Source organism: Myroides sp. 1354 (genome assembly GCF_030324495.1).
GTDB lineage: Bacteria > Bacteroidota > Bacteroidia > Flavobacteriales > Flavobacteriaceae > Flavobacterium.
This window is the reverse complement of sequence record NZ_JACAGN010000003.1, coordinates 38,361-63,331: the sequence shown is the minus strand read 5'-3', so window position 1 is coordinate 63,331 and position 24,971 is coordinate 38,361. Positions and strand designations below refer to the sequence as shown.

The window sequence follows — 24,971 nt, the reverse complement described above, 5'->3', positions numbered from 1 at the left end:
TGTCGCTTTAAATTTTTCCTGTAATTCCGTTGTAAATCATGTTTAATGCAATGATGAAGATTAGCACTGCAAAGAACAATTTGAGTTTTTTGGTGTTGGCTTTCATTAGTACTTTGGCACCGACCATAGAACCAATAAGCACACCAATAATAACAGGCATACAGATGGAAGGTTCAATATATCCTTTTTGAATATAGATGACAGAACTTGCAATAGCGGTTACCCCCATCATAAAGTTACTGGTGGTGGTAGACACCTTAAAGGGAACCTTCATGATCGTATCCATCGCAATTACTTTAAAAGCCCCTGATCCAATTCCCAATAAGCCCGACATCATACCCGCAACTCCCATCATACTAAATCCACCGAGGATATTAGTCATGCTGTAGTGTACTTTTTCACCAGCGGGTGTTGGATAGCTTCCTGATAGTTTGAGTTTCTTCGCCAGTGTACTTCCTTGTTCGGGTAAGATGAGGTGATCTTCTTTTTTGCGAATCGAATTCAAAGATGAAAAAATTAAAGTAGCGCCAAAAATAATAGCCAGTAAAGAAGTAGGGGCATTGGTTGAGAGAAGTGCGCCTACTACTGCGCCGATGGTGGTGGCAATTTCGAGAAACATACCCAAGCGCATATTGGTAATTCCTTCTCTTACATAGGCAGATGCAGAACCCGATGAAGTCGCAATTACGGCTACAAGTGCTGTTCCAATAGCGTAGTGCATATCAACACCAAGGAAAACAGAAAGTAAAGGAATTATAATAATACCGCCTCCAAGTCCTGATAATGAGCCGATAAAACCAGCTGCAAAGGCACCTAGAAACATAATTAAGATGAAAGTTAATAATGACATTAAGGTTGAATTTTTGATGAAAAGTAAAAGTATTAATTATTATAAAAAACAAAGAACAAAAAGGAAGTTATCTCAGGTTGAGTAGGTATCATTTTGGATTAAATCCCATTTTATAGAATATAACTCGTAAATTTGCAGGAAATGAAATTGTAAGAAATGAGTAAAGATTGGTTAACTGCTTTTCAAGGGCAAGCTCCAGCAATAATTGCAGGACCTTGTAGTGCCGAAACACCAGAACAATTGTTACAAATTGCTCACTCCTTGCCCAAAGAGGTGAAGGTATTTCGAGCGGGAATTTGGAAGCCAAGAACAAAACCAGGAGGATTTGAGGGAGTAGGAGCTATTGGTTTGGATTGGATGAGACAAGTAAAAGAAGAAACAGGATTGTTGTTGGCTACAGAGGTAGCTACTGCAGAACATGTTGAGTTGTGTTTACAAAACGATTTCGATATCCTGTGGATTGGTGCGCGTACCGCAGTTAATCCTTTTTCTGTACAAGAGATAGCAGATGCCTTGAGAGGGACAGACAAAATCGTCATGCTGAAAAATCCAATTAACCCCGATCTATCTTTGTGGATGGGAGGATTAGAACGCTTAGAAAAAGCAAACATCACCAAATTGGGATTGATTCACCGTGGATTTAGTACCTATGAAAAAACCAAATATAGAAATATACCCGAATGGCAAATTCCACTAGATATCAAATCAGAATTACCTCATATTCCTATTTTTTGTGATCCTTCTCATATTACAGGAAGAAGGGATCGAATTTTAGCGGTGTCTCAATTGGCCTTGGATCTCAATTTCGATGGTTTGATGATTGAAACGCATTGCAATCCAGACAAGGCATGGAGTGATGCAGCCCAGCAAGTAACACCAGAGCAATTAGAAGAAATTGTTCAAACCCTGAAAATCCGCAATATCACGGATGATACAGAAGAATACTTACAGAAGTTACAAACCTATCGCATTCAAATTGACGATATGGATAGCAAAATATTAGATTTGTTGAAGAAAAGAATGATGATTTCTGATGCGATTGGATCCCTGAAACGCGAGCGAAATGTTGCTGTTTTTCAACAAGAACGCTGGAATAGTATTGTGGAGAAAATGATGAAAGAAGGAGAACACCTCGGCTTTACAGATGATTTTATCCGCACGATTTATACGGCTATTCATCAAGAGAGTATTTACCGTCAGGATCAGGTGATTAATAGAAAAGACGATTAAAAAATAAGAAAGAATATAGCAGAAGTAGACGGGGTATTTTTCTACCGGGTCTCTTTTTTTTAGCTAGATTTTAAAATATATTTGCCCTATGAAAGGAACAGTTTATAAATCAACGGGAAGCTGGTATCTTGTGAAAGGTGAAGATGGGCAATTTTACAATTGTCGCATCAAAGGAAAGTTTCGTATTAAGGGAATAAAGAGTACGAATCCTCTGGCAGTAGGTGATCAGGTAACCTTTGAATTAGAAACAACCAATGATGCAACCACAGGAGTAATTAACGAAATTGCTCCACGTAAGAATTATATTGTGCGTAAATCGGTGAATCTATCCAAACAGGTACATATTATTGCTTCAAATATCGATACGATGTTCTTGATTGTGACGATTGATAACCCAGTCACAACAACAAGCTTTATTGATCGCTTCTTAGTAACAGCTGAGGCGTATGGAATCAAGACTGTTTTGGTTTTTAATAAGATTGACACATATTCAGAAGAGGCATTAGACGAACAATTATATTTACAATACATCTATTCGAAAATAGGATATGAGTGTTTGCGTGTATCCGCATTGGAATCAAAAGGGTTAGATGCAATTAAGGAGCGAATGATGGGGAAAGTATCTATGTTTTCAGGGCATTCTGGGGTTGGGAAATCCACTTTAATCAATGCAATAGAACCGGGATTAAATTTGAAAACGGCTCAAATATCAGAACAACATCAACAAGGACAACATACGACTACTTTTGCAGAGATGTTTGATTTGTCTTTTGATGCAGCAATTATCGATACGCCTGGAATTCGTGGATTCGGAGTAGTAGATATGGAACCTCAAGAAGTTGGAGATTATTTTCCTGAATTTTTTGCTTTAAAAGATCAGTGTAAGTTCAATAACTGTTTGCATCGAGAAGAACCCCATTGTGCAGTAAAAGAAGCTCTAGATCAGGATGAATTAGCTTGGTCACGCTATAAAAGCTATATTCAAATTCTCGACGGAGAAGAAGAACATTATCGTACCGATATTTATAAAGACGGAAGAAACCAAGAAGAATAATATTTTCTTGATCGAGTATAAAGCAAAAGGAGCTGTCTCAATTTTTGAGACAGCTCCTTCTTTATATAGAATTCATCTTGACTTTTTTTAATTTTCACTTCAATCAAAAAAGTCAAGATGAGTTCAAATACAATTAATTAAGGAGCAGAAAAATAATAGATATTACCAAAACGGTACGTTGCCATTTCTAGTAATAGTACGTCTTTTACTTGTTGAGATAATGTTTTGTCAGTGAGTACTGCATTTTCCATTTCTTTGGAATAAGCTGTAAAAAGAGTTGTGTCATTCAAAGCAAAAAAAGCATGTGTATACAATGTTTCAATGGGTTTGAAATGCTCTAAATCTTCTTTGTCAACAAAGGCGTATAATTGGTTGTACTGTGCGTCACTTGTGTTATCAAATAGTTGATTAACGTTACTTAATATGGCAACAGCAGTTTCTTTTTCATAAATAGCAGTAAAACCCAGTTTGTGAGCTTCTTGATAAACTTTATCATAGATTGTGGTTGATAAATCATGTAAGGCAAGAGTCGAAAGGGTAGAATCTTTTAATACCTCATTGACAATAACATAATGATAATAACCCAAATCATCCATGGAATTACTACTAAATTGAGCCAATTTAATGGATTGGATATTAGGTAAAACCATTGTGAGATAAGGTTTTGTGTCCAATGGTGTGAGACTGCTTATTTTGGAATTACCTTTTGCTATTGCATTTTCTATAGAGGCTGCTACCCCAACGAGTAAAGCTTCTTTCCAGTTACTTTTCATACCGTTTTTTGCAGCATAGGCAGCCGCGGCTTTTGCATCAGCAGATGCTATCCTTTTTAGCCAACCCCAAAAGCCAAGGGTTGTTTTGGTAGGCAAGTTTTGTTGTTTTTGTAAATAAGTGGTCGTAATTTGTTCATAAATGCTGTTTTCGATTGGCTGTGGCTGATCGTTTACTATATCAGCTTGATCCGAATTACATGCTGCGAGCAAGGTCAATAGGCCTGCCAGGATTAAATATAACTTTTTCATGTTTGTAAATGTTGGGTCCATCTTTTTGGACGGAACGAATTAATAAATAGTATTGTACAAGGTAAACAAGAGAATAGTCAATCTCTTCGAGTGTAGTTATAAATTAGAGTATTCCTTGTTGAAGAAAATAAAAGAATAGCAATTGCTATTTTTATTTGCGGGATCAATTGATTAAAGCCGGCCAATTAATCAGATACATCCACCTAAATAGTGTATTTCATGCATTCACTTAAGTAAAAATATAATTTAATTGCATCTAACCGTTTGAAAGTCTGATTTGTTGAGATCAATTAATATGCTTTTTTTTTGGGTGTGAAAAGCATGATTTTTTTTTTAGGTAGTAGAGTAAAGTTAAATGAAAGCCAAGATGGAATTAGTTAGTAAAATGTTAAATTTGGTAGAATATGAGGAATGTATATGGAATAGATAATACTTGTTTATTCTGTATAATACATTAGAATAATCTGCTCTTTTTTGATGTGTGGAAAGTAAAAAATCAAGAAAAATAAAAAGAATACAGTGTTCAGATAAAACTCAACTCCTTTCTCATCTCTCGTAACTATTTTGTATTTTTGAAGATGGATAATACTAAAGCCATTTAAAAGATGAATAAGGTTGTACTATTTGCCTTTGGACTGTTAAGTTGCACGACTTTGGCTCAACAAACTTCGGATAAGTTGCCAAAGGATATGGACGTAAAAATGACGGCGAATGCTGTTACCCAATCTCAATCCTCTGCTGTGGTATTGAATGAGGAAGGTTTGGTAGAATATGAATTTAACGAAGAAAGAGGTTTTGTCATCAACCAAAAAGTAACGCGTACAATCTTAATCCAAACAAAGGATGGAATTCGTTATGCGAGCTTGCAGATTCCTTTTTACTTTGGGCGATATGGCAAAGAAGAGGTTGCTGTTGAGTACTATAAGATCTATCGTCAAATCAACGGAAAGGAAGAAGTTGTAATCATTGATAAAGCGACAAATACAAAAGTCGAACAAGAATTTTATCTCAAGGAAATTAAAGTAAATGATATTAGAGAAGGAGATCGCATTGAATATAGTTATACCAAGAAAATAGATAATATTGATGTGATTCCCACTTGGTATTTTCAAGAGGATATCCCTAAATTAAAGAGTAGCTATACCGTAAAGATTCCTGATAATTTAACCTACCTTATTTCCAAAATGGGAAATATTCGCTTGAATGAAAAGAAAGAAGTAACAGAAAGCGCACGTAATTTATCATCAGCTCGATGGGGAACCTCTTATCGATTTAAAGAAGCAATTCTTCAATATAGTGCTACCCATATCCCAGCTTTTCAACAAGAACCATTTATGGACAATGCCCAGAATAATATTAGTTCGATTCGCTTTGATTTAATTCAGTTTCAATACCCGATGAGTTCTTCTGTGGTTATTCCGCATGAACCTTCGGCTGTAGCGAAGGAGATCTATAGAAATAGAAATTTTGGTAGCGAATTGCGTTTGGATTCTTATTGGACTAAAGTAGTAAAAGATTTTCCAATTGTAGAGGGTAACGAACAAGAAAAAGCAATGCAAATGATTGCCTTTGTTCAAAGTAAAATCAAATGGAATCAACAGTATGGTTATTGGGCAGAAAAAGGGGTAAAAAAAGCGATGAGCCAAGGAGAAGGAAATGGAGCGGATATTAATTTAGCTTTGATAGGAGCGTTACGAGCTGTGGGAATTCAGGCGGAACCTATCGTTTTGAGTACCCAGTCTAATGGAAAAGCTTCCTTGTTGTTCTCTCGTTTTATCAATCATGTCATTGTGGGATTAAAACTCGACCAGGTCTTATATGTAGTGGATGGGACCATGCCTCATGCTGTTTTAAATGTATTGCCGTTTGAGGATTTAAATGGTGAAGGATGGATGATAACAGATCAATACGCAGTGACCAAAGTGGATCTTACTCCCAAGCAAATTTCATTTAAACAAGAAGAATTCACTGTACAGCTAGAAGAATCAGGACAAGCAACGGGACAGTTACACATGACATTGACGCGTTACGAAGCTTTGGCTTTTCAATCGAGATATGGAGAAAGTTCACTAAATCGAACTCGCGCAGATATAGAAGCTAGAAGTGCTCAGCTTTTTTTAAGTGAGGGAAAGGTAATGCAAAAACCTGGAGAAGTTGAAGTGTCATTTCATTTGCGAAAGTTTAACTTTGCCACGTTGGAAGAAAATGGGCAAATTATGAAATTTAATCCCTTGGAATTCTATCGCGATAAAGAGAATCCTTTTGTTAGTGAAAGTAGACAATCGGATGTTCATTTTATGTATCCTTTTATGGATATGTATAAAATAACGGTTCAATTGCCTACAGGATATAAAGTGAAACAACTAGCTAAAAGTGGAGTTTTGACTAGTAAAGCGACGGGATTGAATATGACGTATGAAGTGAAAGAACTCGATGCTAATCAATTGCAAATAGGATATACCTTAAGAGTAACAAATCCTATTATAGCCAAAGAATATTATAGTGAATTACAGGGCTTTTATTTAGAAATGAATAAGAGAATGGATCAATTTATCGTGTTAGAAAAAATAAACGAAGCAGAAAAAAAGTAAAAATTGAGAATAGTTATACAACGCGTAACAGAAGCTTCTGTTGCGGTAGATGGAGCCATCATCGGTCGTATTGATACAGGTTTATTGGTACTAGTGGGAATAGAAGAAGTAGATACAAAACAAGATATTGAATGGCTCTCGGGCAAATTGGTGAATTTGCGCATCTTTGAGGATGAACAAGGAGTCATGAATAAATCGGTTCTCGATGTAGAAGGAGATGTATTGGTTGTAAGTCAGTTTACTTTACATGCTTCCACGAAAAAAGGAAACCGTCCTTCATATATCAGAGCAGCAAAACCAGATTTTGCAATTCCGATGTATGAAGCATTTGTTGCTCAAGTAGAGCGTGATTTAAATAAAAAAGTACAAACGGGAAAATTTGGCGCAGATATGAAAGTAGCCTTGCTCAACGATGGACCTGTAACCATTTGTATTGATTCCCAAAATAAAGAATAATGAAAAGTACACTGATTAAATTTAGCCTATTTACGGTTATTTATATTTTATTTTCGTGGTTTATTGCTACGGATTTTGTTTGTGCCTTAAAGGGAGATCCACTGTGTATGCAGAATGTTGCGATTCGCTATGTGATTTTTATGGTACTGATGGTTGTCTATGAAAAATGGGTAAAAAACAGATTGTTCAAAAAAAAGTAAATTAGAATTAAAATGAATATTAAAGACGCACAATTAGCAGTAGATAGTTGGATTAAAGAACATGGAGTTCGCTATTTTAATGAGTTAACTAATATGGCTCAATTGACAGAAGAAGTTGGGGAAGTTGCTCGAATTATTGCTCGTCGTTATGGAGAGCAATCAGAAAAAGAAAGTGATAAAAACAAAGATTTAGGTGAAGAGTTGGCTGATGTTGTTTTTGTTGTGTTGTGCTTAGCGAATCAAACAGGTGTTAATTTACAAGAAGCCTTTGACAAGAAGATGGATTTGAAAACAAAAAGGGATCACGATCGCCATCACAACAATGAAAAATTGAAATAAAAAGAAATACTTATGCAGGTTCACCTACAAAAATCATCCTTACAATCCAACCAAACCGTTGTTATTTCAGGAAGTAAATCCGAAAGCAATCGATTATTGGTTTTGCAAAAACTATTCCCTCAACTAGAGGTCGAAAATTTAGCAGATTCAGATGATGTGGTGGCGATGCAAGAAGGTTTGGCTCAAGAGACAGGTGTTGTAGACGTGCATCATGCAGGAACGACGATGCGCTTTTTGACTGCTTATTTTGCGTTGTGTCAAAATCAAGTGGTGATTGTAAAAGGAAGTGAACGCATGCACAACCGTCCCATAGCAGTTTTAGTTGATGCATTACGGGATTTAGGCGCTCAAATTGCGTATTTAGAAAAAGAAGGATATCCACCGTTGTCCATTCAAGGAATACTGGAGGAAGGAGGAAGTATTGAGATTCCTGCTACCATTAGCAGTCAGTATATTTCTGCCTTATTATTGGTTGGATGTGCTTTGGAAAAAGGACTTACGATTCAGCTATTAGGAGAAATTACCTCTCGGCCTTATATTGAGATGACGTTAGCTATGCTTGGAGAATTAGGCGTTGAGACTTCTTTTGAGGGGCAGAGGATTAGGGTGCAAGCGCTGCATCAAATTCAACAAACACATTTTACAGTAGAAGCCGATTGGTCTTCTGCCTCTTATTACTATTCCCTTGTGGCTTTGTCTCCAATTGGAACAACGCTGCGTTTGGGAAAGTATAAAGCAGTTAGCTTACAAGGAGATGCTGCTTTAGTTGAGATTTATGCTCAATTGGGAGTGGAAACAGTATTTGAAGCAGATGATTTTATTCGATTAACTAAAATAAAACAGGTAGAAGATATTTTTGTAGCAGATTTTAACGCTACACCAGATCTTGCACAAACAGTTGTGGTTACTTGTTTCGGATTGGGTATTGCTTGTGATATTCAAGGGGTACATACACTGAAAATAAAAGAAACCGATCGTCTAGTTGCCCTGCAACAGGAATTGACAAAATTAGGTGGACATCTTCTAATCACAGGAAATAGCTTGTTTTTGTCTGAAGTGAGAACAAACGCAACAACTCCCCCTGCGATAGAAACCTATCAAGATCATCGCATGGCTATGGCATTTGCACCATTGGTTATGCAAATGGACTTGTTGATTCGCGAAGCAGAAGTCGTGAGTAAGTCTTATCCTAACTTTTGGAATGATCTGAGAAAACTTGGTATTCAATTAATTGAATCCAAGTGATATAGAAAAAAATACCGCTAAAAACTTGACAACCCCTATCTCAAGGTTGTATATTTGTAAAACTTAAAAAGAACTGACTTCTTTTTATTGAACTAATTAAAATTGTTTTCATGAAGTTATCAAACTTTAATTTTGATTTGCCAGAAGAATTATTGGCAGAGTTTCCAGCTGAGAATAGAGATGAAGCTCGTTTAATGGTTGTTGATCGTAAAACGGGAACTATCGAACATAAATTATTCAAAGATGTAGTGGATTATTTTGGAGAAGGTGATGTAATGGTTTTAAACAATACGAAAGTATTTCCTGCACGTCTTTATGGGAATAAGGAAAAAACTGGTGCTAGAATCGAAGTTTTCTTATTGCGCGAATTGAATGAAGAACAACGTCTATGGGATGTTTTAGTAGATCCAGCACGTAAGATTCGAATAGGAAATAAATTGTACTTTGGAGAAGACGATTCATTAGTTGCTGAGGTAATTGACAATACAACGTCTAGAGGTAGAACGTTGCGCTTTTTATATGATGGATCATACGAAGAATTCAGAGCTAAATTGCAAGAATTAGGAGAAACTCCAATTCCAAAATACATCAACAGAGAAGTAGTTCCAGAAGATGCTGAGCGTTACCAAACGATTTATGCAAAAGAAGAAGGAGCTGTTGCTGCACCAACTGCAGGATTACACTTTTCTAAACACTTGATGAAACGCTTGGAAATCAATGGAATTAAATTCGCTGAAATCACACTGCACATTGGTTTAGGAACATTTAACCCAGTTGAAGTAGAAGACTTATCTAAACACAAAATGGATTCTGAAGAATTCGTAGTGTCACAAGAAGCGTGTGATGTAGTGAATGAAGCAAAAGAAGCGAAACACCGAGTTTGTGCTGTAGGAACAACTTGTATGAGAGCTTTAGAAAGTTCGGTTTCATCAAGTCAAACCTTAAATCCATATAGAGGATGGACCAATAAATTTATTTTCCCTCCTTATGATTTTAGTATTGCAGATTGTATGATTACAAACTTCCATATGCCAAAGTCTACCTTATTAATGATGATTTCAGCGTTCTGTGGTCATGATTTAATGATGAAAGCTTATAAAGAAGCTGTTGAGGAAGGATACAAATTCTATTCGTACGGAGATGCGATGTTGATTTTATAAAATCAATTAGAAATAAGATATCAACAAAAAATCCCTTGCAATCCCAGCAAGGGATTTTTTATATGTAGAAAATAGTAGAAATATTGATAAAAATTCTACTTTTACAAAAACCAAAATTATAAAACATGAAATTTGAGAATACGTTAGCTTTTGCTCAAAGTCTTGATGCTAAAGATACCTTGTCAAACTATAGAAGTGAATTTAATTTCCCTAAAGTAAAGGGGAAGCAAGTGATTTATTTTACAGGTAATTCACTTGGACTTCAACCCAAACGTGCGGTAGAATATGTAAATGAAGTAATGACAGATTGGGCGGAGTTAGCAGTAGAAGGACACTTTTATGCGGATAAACCTTGGTGGGATTACCACGAAAGATTTAGTGCACCTTTGAGTAAAATTGTAGGAGCTAAACCAGCTGAAGTAACCGTAATGAATACGTTGACGGTTAATCTACATTTATTGATGGCTACGTTCTATAAACCTTCAGGCAAACGCGTTAAGATTTTATGTGAAGAAAAAGCATTTCCTAGTGATCAATATTTAATCCAAACTCAAGTGAAATGGCATGGATTAGATCCTAAAGATGTAATTGTGGAGGTAAAAAGAAGACCAGGAGAACACAACTTTAGATTAGAAGACATTTTAGCAAAAATTGAAGAAGTAGGAGATGAGTTAGCTTTAGTGCTAATGGGAGGTTTGAATTATTATACTGGACAAGTTCTAGATATGAAAACCATTACAGCAAAAGCGCATCAACAAGGAGCATATGTAGGATGGGATTTAGCGCATGCTGCTGGAAATATCAATTTAGAATTACACGATTGGGATGCGGATTTCGCTGCTTGGTGTAGTTATAAATACATGAATTCAGGACCAGGAAATGCCTCTGGATGTTTTATTCATGAAAAACACCATACAAATAAAGACTTAGTTCGCTTAGGTGGATGGTGGGGACACAACAAAGAAAGACGCTTTTTGATGGAACCGAATTACGATCCTATTGAAAACGCACACGGATGGCAAATTAGTAATTTACCTATTTTGTCTTTGGCTCCCTATTTGGCTTCAGTTGAATTATTTGCTGAGGTGGGGATGCCTAAATTAATCGAGAAAAGAAATTTAATTACGGCATATTTAGAATTTATCATCCAAACGATTGGTGCGGAAGTAGGAGGGAATTTTGAAATTATCACCCCAGCAGAACAAAGTGAACGCGCGAGTCAACTGTCTATTTTATTACATGGAGAAGGACGTGCCATGTTTACTTATTTGATGGAGGCAGGAGTGATTGTCGATTGGAGAGAACCCAATGTGATTCGCTTGGCTCCAGTACCTTTATACACGAGTTTTGAGGATATGTATCACTTCGGACAAATCCTAAAAGAAGGGATTCTAAGTCAAAAATAATTTTGATGGTACAACAGTGATTTAATTCCTAAATTTGCAGCGAAAAATAACAGCTTAATATATGTCAACAAAGCAACAAAAAATAGAGACTTTTGATCCGTCTCAACCAGGGTTAGCAGATGCAACAATCTATGGTTTGCCTTTTACAGCAGAAGAAAGTGAAATAATTGTAGTTCCTGTGCCTTGGGAAGTAACGGTGAGTTATGGAGCTGGAGCATCAGAAGGACCAGAAGCAATTTTAGAAGCTTCATACCAAGTGGATTTGTTACACCAAAACTACCCTGAATTGTGGAAGTTGGGAATCTATTTTGACGAAGCACCCGCACATTGGAAAGAGCAAAGTGCAACATATAAAACGTTAGCTCAACCCATTATTGAAGCTTTAGAAAATGGAGAAGATCTAGCGGATCATCCTGCTTTACAAGACAGCTTAAATACAATCAACCAAGTGTGTGATGCTTTACATAAAGAAGTAGAAGCAAGGGTAGCGGATTGGATGAGCAAAGGTAAACGCGTCGTTTTATTAGGTGGAGATCACAGCACGCCGTTTGGATATTATAACGCAGTAGCAAAACACCATGATTCTTTCGGAATTTTACACTTTGATGCTCATATGGATTTAAGAGATGCCTATGAAGGATTTACGTATTCTCATGCTTCCATTATGTTTAATACATTGAAATTACCTCAAGTTGAAAAAATTGTTCAAGTGGGAATTCGCGATTTCTGTGAACAAGAGGTAGAAGTAGTAAAAGCTTCAGGACGCGTGTTGGTTCATACAGATGTAGATTTAAAGAAAGACGAGTTTGAAGGTATGAGCTGGAAAGCGAAATGCGATCAAATCATCGCTTCTTTACCGCAAAAAGTAGTCATCAGTTTTGATATCGATGCTTTGTTACCTTGGTATTGCCCAAACACGGGTACACCAGTGCCAGGAGGATTAACGTTTGAGCAAGCAACTTACTTAATCACTAGACTTTCAGAAACCAATAAAGAAATTATTGGAATGGATTTAGTAGAAGTAGCACCAGGAGAAGACGATTGGGATGGAAATGTAGGAGCAAGACTCTTATTTCACATGTGTGGAGCATTCGCAAAATCACAAGGACTGGCAGTTGGAAAGGAATTAACATTTGAGAAATAAAAAAATAATCCCTTTTAAAGGGATTATTTTTTTTGATTTTCTTTTAGAAAACAGTTGATTAAGGTTAAAACGATGGCCAATGTGAGCATGCTATAAACGAGCAGGCCATCAAAATAAAAGATAAATTGACAGATATACCAACAGCCTGTCAGCAGAATAACGATAATCCAAATTAAATTTTTCATTGCTGTTAAGAGTGTGATTTAAAAGTAGTCGATAATACGTAGAGCGAAAAACACTATTCAAATATTAATTAGGTAATTATATTAAAGATTCAAATATTGAAAGGGGATATGGGGAAAAGTATTGCAATTGTAGGGAGTGGTTTGGTAGGAACTGTGTTAGCCATTGCACTAAAACAACAGGGACATCAGGTTTTTGTTTATGAAAAAGGAGATGATATTCGCACCCTTGATTTTTCAGGACGTTCTATTAACCTAGCGCTTTCCGAACGCGGATGGAAGATGTTGAAACGCGTAGGATTGGAGGAGAGGGTTCGTCAATTTGGAATTCCAATGCATCAACGTGCCATTCATCACCTAAATAGAGAAGAACATCAACCTTATGGTATTCATGGGGAAGCTATTTGGGCTGTTTCTCGTGGAGGATTAAATAAGAAATTAGTCGATTGGGCAGAAGAAGTTGGAGTTCAGTTTGTATTCAATACCCCAATTTGGAGTGTAGATGTCAAAAGAGGCGTGTTGTATACCAGTGAATATGAGCATCAAGCATGGACGGAAATTCAACACGATGTCATTTTTGGAGCAGATGGTGCCTATTCTAAAGTGAGAAGTCGCTTGCAAAGACGCAGTAGATTCGAATACCAACAATCGTATTTGCCGATTGCCTATAAAGAACTTGTCATTCCTGCAAAAGAAGCAGGTGTTTTCGCCATGGATGAAAACTCTTTTCACATTTGGCCAAGAAAAGACTTTATGCTGATTGCTTTACCTAATATGGATGGTTCTTTTACCTGTACACTTTTTATGCCTTATAAAGGATCAATTTCTTTTGAAAGCGTAAAAACACAAGAAGAGGTTACTTCATTTTTTAAAACGCATTTTCCCGATGCACTGCAATTGATGCCTGATTTATTGGAATTGTACATTGAAAATCCAGTAAATTCTCTTGTTACAACGACGTGTTTTCCTTGGGTATACAAGGATAAAGTTGCATTAATTGGAGATGCCGCCCATGCCGTTGTGCCTTTTTATGGACAAGGACTGAATGCTGGATTAGAAGATGTAGATGTTCTACTAGATTGCTTGTTACAACATCCAACCGATTGGACAGAAGCCTTAGACCAATATCAATATTCGCGTAAGGTTAATGCAGATGCAATTGCAGAATTGTCCTACCGCAATTTCAGAGAAATGAGTGAACAAACTGCAAACCCTTTATTCTTGTTGCGCAAGAAAATAGAAAGTAAGTTTGCTAAAAAATACCCCAATCTTTGGTTGCCCTTATACGATCGCGTAACTTTTAGTCAAGGAAGTTATCAAGAAGCGCTAGCTATTGGTGATCAACAAGCGGCGATTATGGATATAATCATGGCAACAGAAGATATTGAAAAACATTGGGATAGCTTGGAGATAGAAGAGAAATTAAAACAATTGATAAACGAAAATAGAGGATCTTAATCCTCTATTTTCGTTTTCTAGCTGTAGTAGATTTTGTTGATTTGGACGAACTGTTTGATCCTCCCATTACTTTGCTCAATAAACTAAAAGCTCCTTTAATAAAAGTAGCGCTTGTAACTACCTTTAAAATACTTTTTGTAATTGTATTATCTTCTTTTTTAGTTGTTGATGTTGACTTTGTCGTTGTTGCTTCTGCCTGATCATTGATAGCCGTTGTACGCTTTTCCAGTATTTCATAAGCGCTTTCTACATCAAGGGTTTGATTGTAGCGTTGTACTAATTTTGACTGACTTAAGATTTCCTTGATTTCATCTTCGGTTAAGATATCCATGCGACTCATCGGTGCTCGCATCGTACACACCACTAAAGGAGTTGGAATTCCCTTTTCATTTAAGGCGGTTACTAAAGCTTCACCTGTTCCCAATTGGGTGATGATCTCATTGGTTGTATAATAAGTGGTAGAAGGAAAGTTTTCTGAAGCTGCTTTGATGGCTTTTCTGTCTTTTTCTGTGAAGGCACGCAAGGCATGTTGAATCTTTAATCCCAATTGAGCCAATACACCATTGGGAATATCGGTTGGATTTTGCGTGATAAAGTAAATTCCGATTCCCTTAGAGCGAATTAACTTAACAATAGTTTCAATTTGATTTAATAGCGCTTTACTCGCTTCGTTGAAAATAAGGTGTGCTTCATCGATAAAAATAACGAGTTCAGGTTGCCCACTATCGCCTTGTTCAGGCATTTGGTTGTATACTTGAGTCAAGAGATTCAGCATAAACGTAGAAAATAATTTCGGTTTATCTTGAATATCAGTCAAACGCAAAATATTGACATACCCTCTGCCTTTGTCGTCATAACGCATCAAATCGCGTACATCGAATGAAGGTTGCCCGAAGAATAAATCAGCCCCTTGTTGTTCCAATTCAATTACTTTCCTCAGAATTGCATTGGTAGAAGCAGGTGAAATTCGACCATACTCGTTTTCGATTTCCGATTTTCCTTCATTAGTAAGGTACTGTAAGAGTTTTTTGAAGTCTCTTAAGTCGACTAATTCGAGCTGTTGATCTGCTGCAAATTTGAAGAGTAAGGCGATAATTCCCGCTTGTGTATCGTTGAGTTCGAGGATTCGACTCAATAAAATCGGGCCAAATTCTGCTATTGTGGCGCGTAATCGCACGCCGTTTTGTTGTGATAATGTTAGTAATTCGACGGGAAATCCACTCGGTTCAAAAGGAATATTCATCTGTTCGTGGCGATTTTTGATAAAATCATTCAGTGTTCCCGCTTCAGCAATACCACTAAAATCTCCTTTAATGTCCATCATGAGCACTGGGATTCCCTTCGCAGAGAGTTGTTCCGATAACACTTGTATCGTTTTTGTTTTTCCTGTACCTGTCGCTCCTGCAATCAATCCATGGCGATTTAACGTCTTTAATGGTAGATTAACAAAAGTATCTGCAACGATTTTTTGATCCAAATTTGCACAGCCAATGGTAATAAAATCACTTTTATGACTATAACCATTAATGATGTCCGTTTTAAAATTTGCTAGGCTCATTTTGTGTATTTTATATAATTAAAGATGATTTTTAGCCAAATACACAAGTAAACATGAATAAATACTATAATTATCAAATGTTAAATGTATCTGGCTTGATGAAATAAAGATAGTAAAATTCATTTAGACTTATTATCTTTACCACTGCTTACTATTTTTTAAAAGTTAAGGTAAGTATAAAAAAATCTTATGTTAAGTCAAGGTTAGCTTATTTTAAAAAAATAGATTTTAATTTTTTTATTTCATCTAAAAACATAAATTTGCGACACTGATGACTTTAAAAAGTAAAAAAGTAATAAGTAATAATTGAAAAAAAAGAATTAAATTTTAAAAAAGATGACAAACGTATCAAACGAATCAGTTGAAAAAGTAGGGTCAAGCTCAGGAGCAAGTAGATTATTTGCATCATTAGCTGTAGTATTATGTATTGTTTTTGGTTATATCATTTGGCAATTCGTAATGGGTAATCCAGCGAACTTTGAGAATGGTGATCCAGCAGGACACCCACTACCAGGTAACTTTATGGGGATGGTTTATAAGGGAGGACCTGTAGTTGCTGTGTTAATTGGTTTATTAACTATGACAATTGTTTTCTCAATCGAGAGATTTTTAGTGATTTCTAAAGCTTCAGGAAAAGGAGATGTTGGAAAATTCGTAAAAGAAATCCAAGTTTCAATCAATGAAGGAAGAATCGAAGAAGCTATGGAAGCTTGTGATACTCAAAAAGGATCAGTAGCTAACGTTGTTAGAGCTGGTTTAGTGAAGTATCAACAAATGAAAAAAGAAGGATACAATAGCGAAGAAGCTACAGAAGCTATCCAAAAAGAAATCGAAGAAGCTACAACGCTTGAGATGCCAATGTTAGAGAAAAACATGATCGTATTGGCTACGTTAGTATCTATCGGTACATTATGTGGATTATTAGGAACAGTAACAGGGATGATTAAAGCGTTCTCAGCTTTAGCAACTTCTGGTACTCCTGACTCAGCTGCATTAGCAACAGGTATTTCTGAAGCATTAGTTTGTACTGCAACAGGTATTGGTACTTCAACATTAGCGATTGTAATGTATAACTCATTTACTACAAAAATTGATAGATTAACTTATTCAATTGATGAAGCTGGATTTGCTATTACTCAAGCATACAGAAGATTCAAAGGATTAGTAAAATAATTTTAGAATAAGTATTAATAATCTTATATTGAAAAATATAGGAGTTAAAAAATTTATCAATGGCTAAAGGTAAAATGAAAAAGAAGAGTATGAGCGTAGATATGACCGCGATGTGTGACGTGTCATTCTTACTCTTAACTTTCTTCGTATTAACATCGACAGCAAAGCTTCCGGAGCCATTACCAGTAGATACACCAAATTCAACCGTTCAAACGAAATTGCCAGAAAGTAACTTAGCAACAGTTACTATTGGAGGAGAACCAGGTGCAGAAAAGGTTTTCTTTGGAGTTTTGGGAAAAGAAGATCGTATTGCTACGCTTGAAAAAATGGGTAGTCGTTATCAGATTGAGTTTAATGATGAAGAGAAGCAAGTATTTGCTTATACTGAAGGTATCGGAACTCCTATTAACGAATTGAAGAAATTTTTAAATCTACCTGCAGATGTTAGAAATAAAATTGGAGCGGACCAACCAGGTGTTCCAACTGACTCTGTAAACAATCAATTAAAGGATTGGGTAGAGATGGCACGTACAGTGGCAAAAGAAAGAAATAACAAAGTTTTAGACGTTGCAATTAAGGGAGATGCTGAGGCAAATTACCCTGCAGTGAAAAAAGTTATTGATATCTTGCAAGAGCAACGTGTAAATAAATTCTTCTTAGTTACAGGACTTAGAAACGAAGATTTTTAATCATTAAAAAATTAAACTGTAAATGGCTGAATTAAATACAGGCGGCGGAGGCAATAAGGATAAAAAAGTAAGAAGTAAGAAACAAAATGCCGGAGTAGATTTAACTGCGATGGTGGACTTAGCGTTCTTATTGATTACATTCTTTATGTTGACAACATCTATGAACAAGCCTCAGTCTATGAATCTTGCAATGCCTGATAAGGATGCTGACAAGACTCAAGAAGAGGAGAAAACAAAAGTAGATGAGAACCGTACAATGACTATACTAATTGGCGGAGACAATAAAGTAAAATGGTATATGGGTATGGTTAACAGCCCAATCGAAGGACCAACAGATCAGACTTATGGTAAAGCAGGTATTCGTCAAGTATTGTTAGAGAAAGACAAACAAGCTATTGCATACTCGAGAGAAGCAGACAAAGGTTTGATCGTGATCATCAGAGCAAGTGAAAAAGCTACATATCGCAATTTAGTTGATATTTTAGATGAGATGGCTATCTCAGGTATTAAATCATATGCATTAGTAGATATCACGCCTGAGGATTTAGAAATATTAGGTGAGAAGTAGTTAACGTTCTGAGAAATTAAGAAATTATGTCAAAATTAAATATCTTTAAAAAGGATTGGGTTGATATTATCTTCGAAGGACGTAACAAGTCTTACGGAGCATATCAATTGAGATCTGAAAACCCAAAAGTAACCACTGTAGCTTTGTTCTCAGGAATTGCTTTGTTCGGTTTAGCATTGGTTTCACCAATGTTAATCGAAATGGCAAAAGGGACTTTTGGAAATAATAAGGTGGAAAAATTGGATAAGGTTATCGAAATGGAAAATTTAAATTTACCTGAAGATATCCCACCACCTCCACCACCCCCAGAGGATGTACCACCACCTCCACCACCTCCACCAGCAGATGAGGTAAAATCAATAAACGATACGAAAAAGTTTACTGAACCTGAAATTGCTAAGAAAGAAGAAGTGAAGGAAGAAATTGTTTCTCAAAAAGAGCTAGAATCAGCTGATGTAGGAACAAAAGACATGAAAGGTGATAAGGACAAAGGGGAGATCAAGATTAAAGAAAAAACAGGAGAAGCGGACAAAGGAACCGGTTCGGGTGGTGACGGAGATGGAAACGAAGTTTTCATTGCTGTACAAGTACCAGCTGAATACCCTGGAGGAATGCAAGCGTTTAATAAGCAATTTATTCAACGTTTTAGAACTCCAGACATCGATTCAGGTGTGAAATCTATCCGTGTTATCGTAATGTTTATCGTTGAAAAAGACGGTTCTTTAACTGATATCAAAGTTGTACGTGACCCAGGTTACGGTGCTGGAAAAGAAGCAGTACGCGTGTTGTCTAACATGCCGAAGTGGAAACCAGCGGTACAAAACGGAAAAACAGTTCGATCACAGTTTACATTACCAATTACAATTCAAGTTCAATAGTAATGTTTAACAATAAATTCAAACAAAAATCGCTTTTACAGCGATTTTTGTTCTTTTTTGGACTATTGTTTTTTCTTCTTTATTTGTTTTGTGGTATTGCACTTATTGTAAGTAAGTCATTGCCTTTTCAAATGGAAGACAATCACCGCATCTTGTTCGGTGTTGTATTAATAGTCTATGGTTTTTTTAGATTCTACCGCTTGTGGAATACTAATATGGGAAAAGATTAAAAAAAGCTTCGATTCTTTCGAAGCTTTTTTTATTCCTAGTTTTTATGTTAAAAACTACTTTTATTTTTTCCTTCTTACAAAGAATATCTATCTTAGACGAAAGTAAATGAGCAAACTATGTTTTGCTCTAAATTTGTTTTATATGATTCAAAGAAGAAGCGCTGCTAGAATAGGGATTTTAGCTGGTGTTTTAGCAACAACGACTTTGTTCTTTCAATGTAAGGATAAGAAGACAACAACTGCTGATACAAATACAGAAACAGTTTCTCAAGAAGAAACGTTATTAAGTGGCAACTTAACTATCGGAGTAGACGAATCCGTTTTTCCAATTGTTGAAGATGTAGCTATTCTTTTTGAAAATGAATATAAACGAGCGAAATTAAATTTACTTCCTAAATCGGAACGCGAGGTTCTAAATTTGTTGTTCTCCGATTCCATTCGCGTGGCCGTTTTGCCTCGTTTGATGTCTGAAGAAGAAATGGAACACTATAAAGGAGTTGTAGCACCGAAGCAAACGCACTTTGCCAGTGATGCTATCGTTTTTGTGACAAGTAAAACCGCTTCGGATTCTATCGTTGATTATACTGCAATTTTAAAGCAATTGGAAAAAGGTCGCCTGAATGAAGGGGATTCTTTTCTTGTTTTTGATAATTATCATTCAAGTGTTTCTGCAGCATTTAGAAAAGCAACAGGTTTTGATTCCTTTCCTAAGGATTATGCCTATTTCTTGAATACAACGGAAGAAGTGATAGATTATGTTGTTAAGAATCCAAAGGCGATAGGTGTAATTGGATTGAATTGGTTAACGCAACCCAATGCCGCTATTCAAAAAAATATCGAAGGGGTGAAAGTCCTAGCGGTAAAGAACGAAGTGGATAAACAATACTATAAACCCAGTCAGAATAATATTGCTGAAGGAACCTATCCTCTGATTCGCAAGCTTTACGTTTGGGATATGCAAGGTAAAAATGGGCTAGGTACCGGATTTGCTTCGTATATTGCAGGATATAAAGGACAACGCATTGTGTTAAAATCAGGATTATTCCCTTTTAATACGCCACCCAGGGAAATTGTAGTTACAAAGGAAATTAAATAAAAACCACATACTTATAAAACAATAACGATATATTATGAATAAAAAGTATTCTATTTCATTGTTAGCTTTAGCTTTAAGTAGTTCTTTTGCTTTTGCTCAAAGTATTAATGAAGCAAAAACAGCTATCAATGCAGAGCAATTTGATAAAGCTAAAGAGATTTTAAAAGATTTGATTGGTAAAAAACCAGCAGATGGAATCAACTATTACTATTTAGGAGATGTATTCTTGAAAGAAGATCAATCAGATTCAGCACGTTATTATTTCGATAAAGGACTTCTAGCTAAATCAAAAGGATCATTAAACTATATTGGATTAGGTCAAATTGAATTAGATAACAATCGCGCAGCTGAGGCAGTTGCTAATTTCAATAAGGCTGAAAAGGATATTAAGAAAAAAGATTACAATGAGCAGTTGTTGATTGCAGCCGCTTATTTAAATTCAAAGATGCCAAATCCAAAAGCAGCACAAACCATTGCAGCAGATGTTGTAGCAAAAGATTACAACAATCCAATGGGGCATTTATTGTTGGGACGTGCGTTTTTAGAACAAAAGAATTTAAATGACGCTTTTGCTTCTTTTAGAAATGCGTACGATTTAGACAATACTTTAGTAGATGCAAAATTGCAAATGGCTATGATTACGAAGCGTGCACGAGCGTATGCGGATGCAATTAAAGCTTGTGAGGAAATCTTGGCAACAACACCTGATTATGCACCAGCATATAGAGAAATTGCTGAAATTTCATATATGTGGTCTAAAGTTAATGCACCGAAAGAAAAAGAATTAATCGCAAAAGCAGGAGAGAACTATAAAAAATTCATCAAAGCGACTGGAAACTCTATTGATTCTCAAATGCGTTATGCTGATTTCTTAGTGTTGACAGAAAACTACCCAGAATTAGAGCGTGTAGCAACACAAATGAAAGATGTGAAAGGAGTAAATCCACGTATCTACAGATATTTAGGATATGCTGCTTATGAAAATAAAAACTACCAAGTGAGTGTGGACGCTTTAGATAAGTTCTTAAAAGTTTACTTGAAAGAATCTAAAAGTTTAAATGCAATCGGTAGAGATTATATGTATTTAGGTTTGTCTGAAATTGGATTATCAAACGACGGAGCAAACAAAGAATTGTACAACAAAGGATTAAGTCACTTGAAAGATGCAGTGAATGTTGAGTTGGCTATTGCAGGAGAATTTAATCGTTATGGTTTAGATTTATTCAGAGCGAAAAAATACCAAGAGGTAATTGATATTTTGAGTATCTCTGCAGATATAAAAGAATCATCAGGGTATATCTATGATAATTACTACGTAGGATATTCTTACTACTTATTAGGATCTGGAGAGCGTCCAGATAGCGAAGAGTTATTGAAAAAAGCAGATGAGTATTTAGCTCGTACAATTGAAGCTTCTCCATTAACACAAGAAGCTTATTTCTATAGAGCACGTGCTAATCGCTATATTGACCACGTAGATGCTTACGATAGAATGTTTGAATCTTACCAAGGATTCTTGAAAGTGTTAACAGAGAAAAATGAATTAAAAGATGCTTCAAATAAAGATCAAGTGATCGAAGCACATACTTCAATTGCGACGTATTATGCAAATAAAAACAGAAATGCGGAAGCAGTAGAAGAATTTAAAAAAGTATTAAACTTAGATCCTTCGAATAGTTTTGCTAAAAAAACAATGGAAGCAATTAAAAAAGGATAAACTATACGTTTAAAAGTAGTAAAAGGCTGAATATCTAAAGGTGTTCAGCCTTTTTTTTGTTGAATTTCTATTGTAGTTTTCTTAATCCTACTATATTTGCCGGATGCAACTATCTATAATTATTTTAAACTACAATGTTCGTTACTTTTTGGAGCAATGTATCAAATCTGTGCAATCCGCTATGGAGGGAATTGAGGCAGAAATTATAGTAGTTGATAATAATTCTCAAGATAGTAGTGCAACCATGATGCGCGAGCTATTTCCTGAGGTTCTTTACCTCTCCAATCAGGAGAATTTAGGATTTCCAAAAGGTAATAATATTGGAGTAAAACACGCAAAGGGAAAATACATCTGCATTCTCAATCCAGATACCGTTGTGGCAGAAGATACCTTCCATCAATTGCTCGCTTTTTTCGAACGCAAAGAAAAGTTGGGAATCGTAGGTTGTCAATTAATTGACGGGCGCGGTGGATTCTTACCCGAATCGAAGCGGGGAATTCCTACTTATTGGCGCTCTTTGATGAAGATTACAGGCTTTTATCGATTATTTCCTTCAAGTGCTTTCTTCAATGGCTATTATGCCGCTCATTTACCTCAAAATAAGAATGGTGCTGTTGAAGTATTAGTAGGAGCTTTTATGTTTATGCCACGAACGTTGTATTTGGAGTTAGGCGGTTTTGACGAGCGTTTTTTTATGTATGTAGAAGATACGGATTTGTCGTATTCTAGCTTAAAAGCAGGCTATGAAAACTATTATTTTGCTGATACAACCATCATCCATTACAAAGGAGAAAGTACAGATAAAGATCTTGAATATGTAAAGCGATTCCATAAAGGAACTCAGATCTTTTACGAAAAACACTTTCGAAAATCCTATCTTTTTGAGGTGTTCATGCGCTTAGTTACATTTACGTTTTTATTTGCAAAACAAAAGAAAAAGAGTTCCGCATTGGAGCAGGCTCAATCCATCTTCGTTTTAAGTGATAGTTTAATCTTGAAACAGCAGATTGAAACAGCAATAAAAAAAACTGTTGTTCTGGTTGATAATCTAGATCAACTGCAAGAGAACATCGATCAAAAAGAGAAGGAAAGTAAAGATTTAGTAGAAATTATCTTTGATGGCGATTATTTAACTAATAAAGAGATCATTACCTTTATGCGTAAAAATTATAGATCAGAAATAATTTATAAAATTAAACCTGTAAATTCTTTGTTTTTGATTGGTAGTAATGATAGTAATAGTAAAGGATCCGTGATAATTTTAGAAGAATGATAATTTTATCTTTACGTGGAAAAAGTCCGAAATATTATTAAATTTGTAATCTGAATTAAGAAACACAACCTTAGGTTATAAATATGGCAAAGTTCGAATTGAAATTACCCAAAATGGGAGAAAGTGTTGCGGAAGCAACCATTACAAACTGGTTGAAGAATGTAGGGGATCGCATTGAGGCTGATGAGACAGTATTAGAAATCGCAACAGATAAAGTTGACAGTGAAGTTCCATCAGAAGTAGAGGGAACTTTAGTTGAAATATTATTTCAAGTAGACGATGTTGTTCAAGTGGGACAAACAATCGCTATCATTGAAACAGAAGGAGGAGCAGTTGCTTCAACTCCAGCAGCTACATCAACTCCAACCGTAGCAGCAGTAGAACAAACAGTACAAGTAGCACAAGACGTTGCTGCACCAGTAGATTTTTCGGCATCTGAAAAATTCTTTTCGCCTTTAGTTAAAAATATCGCAAAAGAGGAAGGCATTTCGATTAGTGAGTTGGAAGCTATCCAAGGAACAGGAAAAGAAGGAAGAGTAACGAAAAACGATATTTTAGCTTATGTTGAGACAAGAGGTGCTCAACCACAAGCAGTAGCTGCTCCAGCTGCTAAGGTAGAAGTAGCAAAACCTGCTGCTGTTCCAGCTGCAAAAGCAACTCCAGTATCAGTAAACGGTGGAGATGAAATCGTTGAAATGGATCGTATGCGTAAACTGATCTCAGGTTACATGGTACAATCTGTTCAAACATCAGCTCACGTACAATCGTTTATCGAAGTTGACGTGACGAATATTGTGAAATGGAGAGATAAAGTTAAAAACTCTTTCGAAAAGAGAGAAGGTGAGAAATTAACATTCACACCAATCTTTATGGAAGCAGTAGCTAAAGCATTAAAAGATTTCCCAGGAATGAATATTTCTGTTGATGGAGATTTCATCATTAAGAAAAAGAATATCAACTTAGGAATGGCTGCAGCATTGCCAAACGGAAACTTAATTGTACCTGTAATCAAAAACGCAGATCAATTAAACTTAGTTGGGATGGCTAAAGCGGTTAATGACTTAGGAAACCGTGCAAAAGCTGGTAAATTAAAACCAGACGATACACAAGGAGGTACATACACAGTAACAAACGTAGGTACATTTGGTAGCGTTTTCGGTACGCCAATCATCAACCAGCCACAAGTAGGTATCCTAGCTTTAGGAGCAATCCGTAAAGTACCAGCAGTTATTGAAACACCAGAAGGAGACTTCATCGGTATCCGTCAAAAAATGTTCTTATCACACAGTTATGATCACCGTGTAGTAGATGGAGCATTAGGAGGTTCTTTTGTGAAGCGTGTAGCGGACATTTTAGAAGCTTGGGATATTAATAGAGAAATCTAGTTTGGTTTACGGTGAACGGTTTACAGTTCACGGTAGCGATATAAATATAAATATAAAAGGGATTGTC

At 36.0% G+C, this 24,971-nt stretch carries 22 protein-coding genes; 19 read left to right on the top strand and 3 right to left on the bottom strand.

Annotation, left to right across the window (positions count from 1 at the left end; all coding sequences use genetic code 11):
- Positions 1–7: 7 nt before the first annotated feature.
- The gene (locus tag HX004_RS04760; protein ID WP_286441191.1) at positions 8–850 is read right to left on the bottom strand and encodes a sulfite exporter TauE/SafE family protein; all 843 of its coding nucleotides are present in this window, start codon (positions 848–850) and stop codon (positions 8–10) included.
- A gap of 156 nt (positions 851–1,006) precedes the next feature.
- Here HX004_RS04760 and HX004_RS04755 point away from each other — a divergent pair, with 156 nt between their 5' ends.
- Both HX004_RS04755 and rsgA read left to right on the top strand, forming a co-directional pair.
- Positions 1,007–2,080, top strand: a complete 1,074-nt coding sequence (locus HX004_RS04755) for a chorismate mutase (protein WP_286441190.1) — start codon at positions 1,007–1,009, stop codon at positions 2,078–2,080.
- Between the two features lie 88 nt (positions 2,081–2,168).
- Positions 2,169–3,134 carry a ribosome small subunit-dependent GTPase A gene (gene rsgA / locus HX004_RS04750; protein WP_286441189.1) on the top strand — a complete coding sequence of 322 codons (966 nt, stop codon included), beginning with the start codon at positions 2,169–2,171 and terminating at the stop codon, positions 3,132–3,134.
- A 137-nt stretch (positions 3,135–3,271) separates the two neighbouring features.
- On the opposite strand, the gene HX004_RS04745 is transcribed toward rsgA, so the two are convergent.
- Entirely contained in the window at positions 3,272–4,156 is an 885-nt protein-coding gene (locus HX004_RS04745) for a hypothetical protein (protein ID WP_286441188.1), read from the bottom strand.
- Between the two features lie 605 nt (positions 4,157–4,761).
- Between HX004_RS04745 and HX004_RS04740 the strand changes: the two genes are divergently transcribed.
- The 9 genes from HX004_RS04740 (at position 4,762) to HX004_RS04700 (ending at position 14,337) form a co-directional block, all read left to right on the top strand.
- Positions 4,762–6,747 carry a DUF3858 domain-containing protein gene (locus tag HX004_RS04740; RefSeq protein ID WP_286441187.1) on the top strand — a complete coding sequence of 662 codons (1,986 nt, stop codon included), beginning with the start codon at positions 4,762–4,764 and terminating at the stop codon, positions 6,745–6,747.
- A gap of 3 nt (positions 6,748–6,750) precedes the next feature.
- Positions 6,751–7,203 carry a D-aminoacyl-tRNA deacylase gene (gene dtd, locus HX004_RS04735; protein WP_286441186.1) on the top strand — a complete coding sequence of 151 codons (453 nt, stop codon included), beginning with the start codon at positions 6,751–6,753 and terminating at the stop codon, positions 7,201–7,203.
- On the top strand, positions 7,203–7,403 hold the full coding sequence (locus tag HX004_RS04730; RefSeq protein ID WP_286441185.1) for a hypothetical protein: 201 nt from the start codon (positions 7,203–7,205) through the stop codon (positions 7,401–7,403). The genes dtd and HX004_RS04730 overlap by 1 nt, the downstream gene beginning before the upstream one ends.
- A gap of 12 nt (positions 7,404–7,415) precedes the next feature.
- Positions 7,416–7,742, top strand: coding sequence for a nucleotide pyrophosphohydrolase (locus HX004_RS04725; RefSeq protein ID WP_286441184.1), 327 nt, complete (start codon positions 7,416–7,418; stop codon positions 7,740–7,742).
- A 12-nt stretch (positions 7,743–7,754) separates the two neighbouring features.
- Positions 7,755–8,987 carry a 3-phosphoshikimate 1-carboxyvinyltransferase gene (locus tag HX004_RS04720; protein WP_286441183.1) on the top strand — a complete coding sequence of 411 codons (1,233 nt, stop codon included), beginning with the start codon at positions 7,755–7,757 and terminating at the stop codon, positions 8,985–8,987.
- Positions 8,988–9,097: 110 nt separating this feature from the next.
- Positions 9,098–10,147: a tRNA preQ1(34) S-adenosylmethionine ribosyltransferase-isomerase QueA gene (queA, locus tag HX004_RS04715; protein ID WP_286441182.1), complete on the top strand. Its 1,050-nt coding sequence runs from the start codon at positions 9,098–9,100 to the stop codon at positions 10,145–10,147.
- A 125-nt stretch (positions 10,148–10,272) separates the two neighbouring features.
- Positions 10,273–11,553 carry a kynureninase gene (gene kynU, locus HX004_RS04710; RefSeq protein WP_286441181.1) on the top strand — a complete coding sequence of 427 codons (1,281 nt, stop codon included), beginning with the start codon at positions 10,273–10,275 and terminating at the stop codon, positions 11,551–11,553.
- Positions 11,554–11,614: 61 nt separating this feature from the next.
- Positions 11,615–12,697 (top strand): agmatinase family protein, encoded by a 1,083-nt coding sequence (locus HX004_RS04705; RefSeq protein WP_286441180.1) that lies wholly within the window; start codon positions 11,615–11,617, stop codon positions 12,695–12,697.
- 293 nt (positions 12,698–12,990) lie between these two features.
- On the top strand, positions 12,991–14,337 hold the full coding sequence (locus tag HX004_RS04700) for an FAD-dependent oxidoreductase (RefSeq protein WP_286441179.1): 1,347 nt from the start codon (positions 12,991–12,993) through the stop codon (positions 14,335–14,337).
- Positions 14,338–14,341: 4 nt separating this feature from the next.
- Here HX004_RS04700 and HX004_RS04695 read toward each other — a convergent pair whose 3' ends face one another.
- Positions 14,342–15,895, bottom strand: a complete 1,554-nt coding sequence (locus tag HX004_RS04695) for a helicase HerA-like domain-containing protein (RefSeq protein WP_286441178.1) — start codon at positions 15,893–15,895, stop codon at positions 14,342–14,344.
- Between the two features lie 336 nt (positions 15,896–16,231).
- On the opposite strand from HX004_RS04695, the gene HX004_RS04690 reads away from it, so the two are divergent.
- The 8 genes from HX004_RS04690 (at position 16,232) to HX004_RS04655 (ending at position 24,904) form a co-directional block, all read left to right on the top strand.
- Positions 16,232–17,068, top strand: coding sequence for a MotA/TolQ/ExbB proton channel family protein (locus HX004_RS04690; RefSeq protein ID WP_182647000.1), 837 nt, complete (start codon positions 16,232–16,234; stop codon positions 17,066–17,068).
- A gap of 59 nt (positions 17,069–17,127) precedes the next feature.
- The gene (locus HX004_RS04685) at positions 17,128–17,757 is read left to right on the top strand and encodes a biopolymer transporter ExbD (RefSeq protein WP_286441177.1); all 630 of its coding nucleotides are present in this window, start codon (positions 17,128–17,130) and stop codon (positions 17,755–17,757) included.
- A 22-nt stretch (positions 17,758–17,779) separates the two neighbouring features.
- Positions 17,780–18,325 carry an ExbD/TolR family protein gene (locus HX004_RS04680; RefSeq protein WP_286441176.1) on the top strand — a complete coding sequence of 182 codons (546 nt, stop codon included), beginning with the start codon at positions 17,780–17,782 and terminating at the stop codon, positions 18,323–18,325.
- 26 nt (positions 18,326–18,351) lie between these two features.
- Positions 18,352–19,203: an energy transducer TonB gene (locus tag HX004_RS04675; RefSeq protein ID WP_286441174.1), complete on the top strand. Its 852-nt coding sequence runs from the start codon at positions 18,352–18,354 to the stop codon at positions 19,201–19,203.
- A gap of 372 nt (positions 19,204–19,575) precedes the next feature.
- On the top strand, positions 19,576–20,529 hold the full coding sequence (locus HX004_RS04670) for a PstS family phosphate ABC transporter substrate-binding protein (RefSeq protein ID WP_286441173.1): 954 nt from the start codon (positions 19,576–19,578) through the stop codon (positions 20,527–20,529).
- 34 nt (positions 20,530–20,563) lie between these two features.
- Positions 20,564–22,246, top strand: a complete 1,683-nt coding sequence (locus tag HX004_RS04665; protein ID WP_286441172.1) for a tetratricopeptide repeat protein — start codon at positions 20,564–20,566, stop codon at positions 22,244–22,246.
- A 103-nt stretch (positions 22,247–22,349) separates the two neighbouring features.
- Positions 22,350–23,519, top strand: coding sequence for a glycosyltransferase family 2 protein (locus tag HX004_RS04660; protein ID WP_286441171.1), 1,170 nt, complete (start codon positions 22,350–22,352; stop codon positions 23,517–23,519).
- 83 nt (positions 23,520–23,602) lie between these two features.
- Positions 23,603–24,904 carry a dihydrolipoamide acetyltransferase family protein gene (locus tag HX004_RS04655; RefSeq protein WP_286441170.1) on the top strand — a complete coding sequence of 434 codons (1,302 nt, stop codon included), beginning with the start codon at positions 23,603–23,605 and terminating at the stop codon, positions 24,902–24,904.
- The last annotated feature ends 67 nt before the right edge of the window (positions 24,905–24,971 follow it).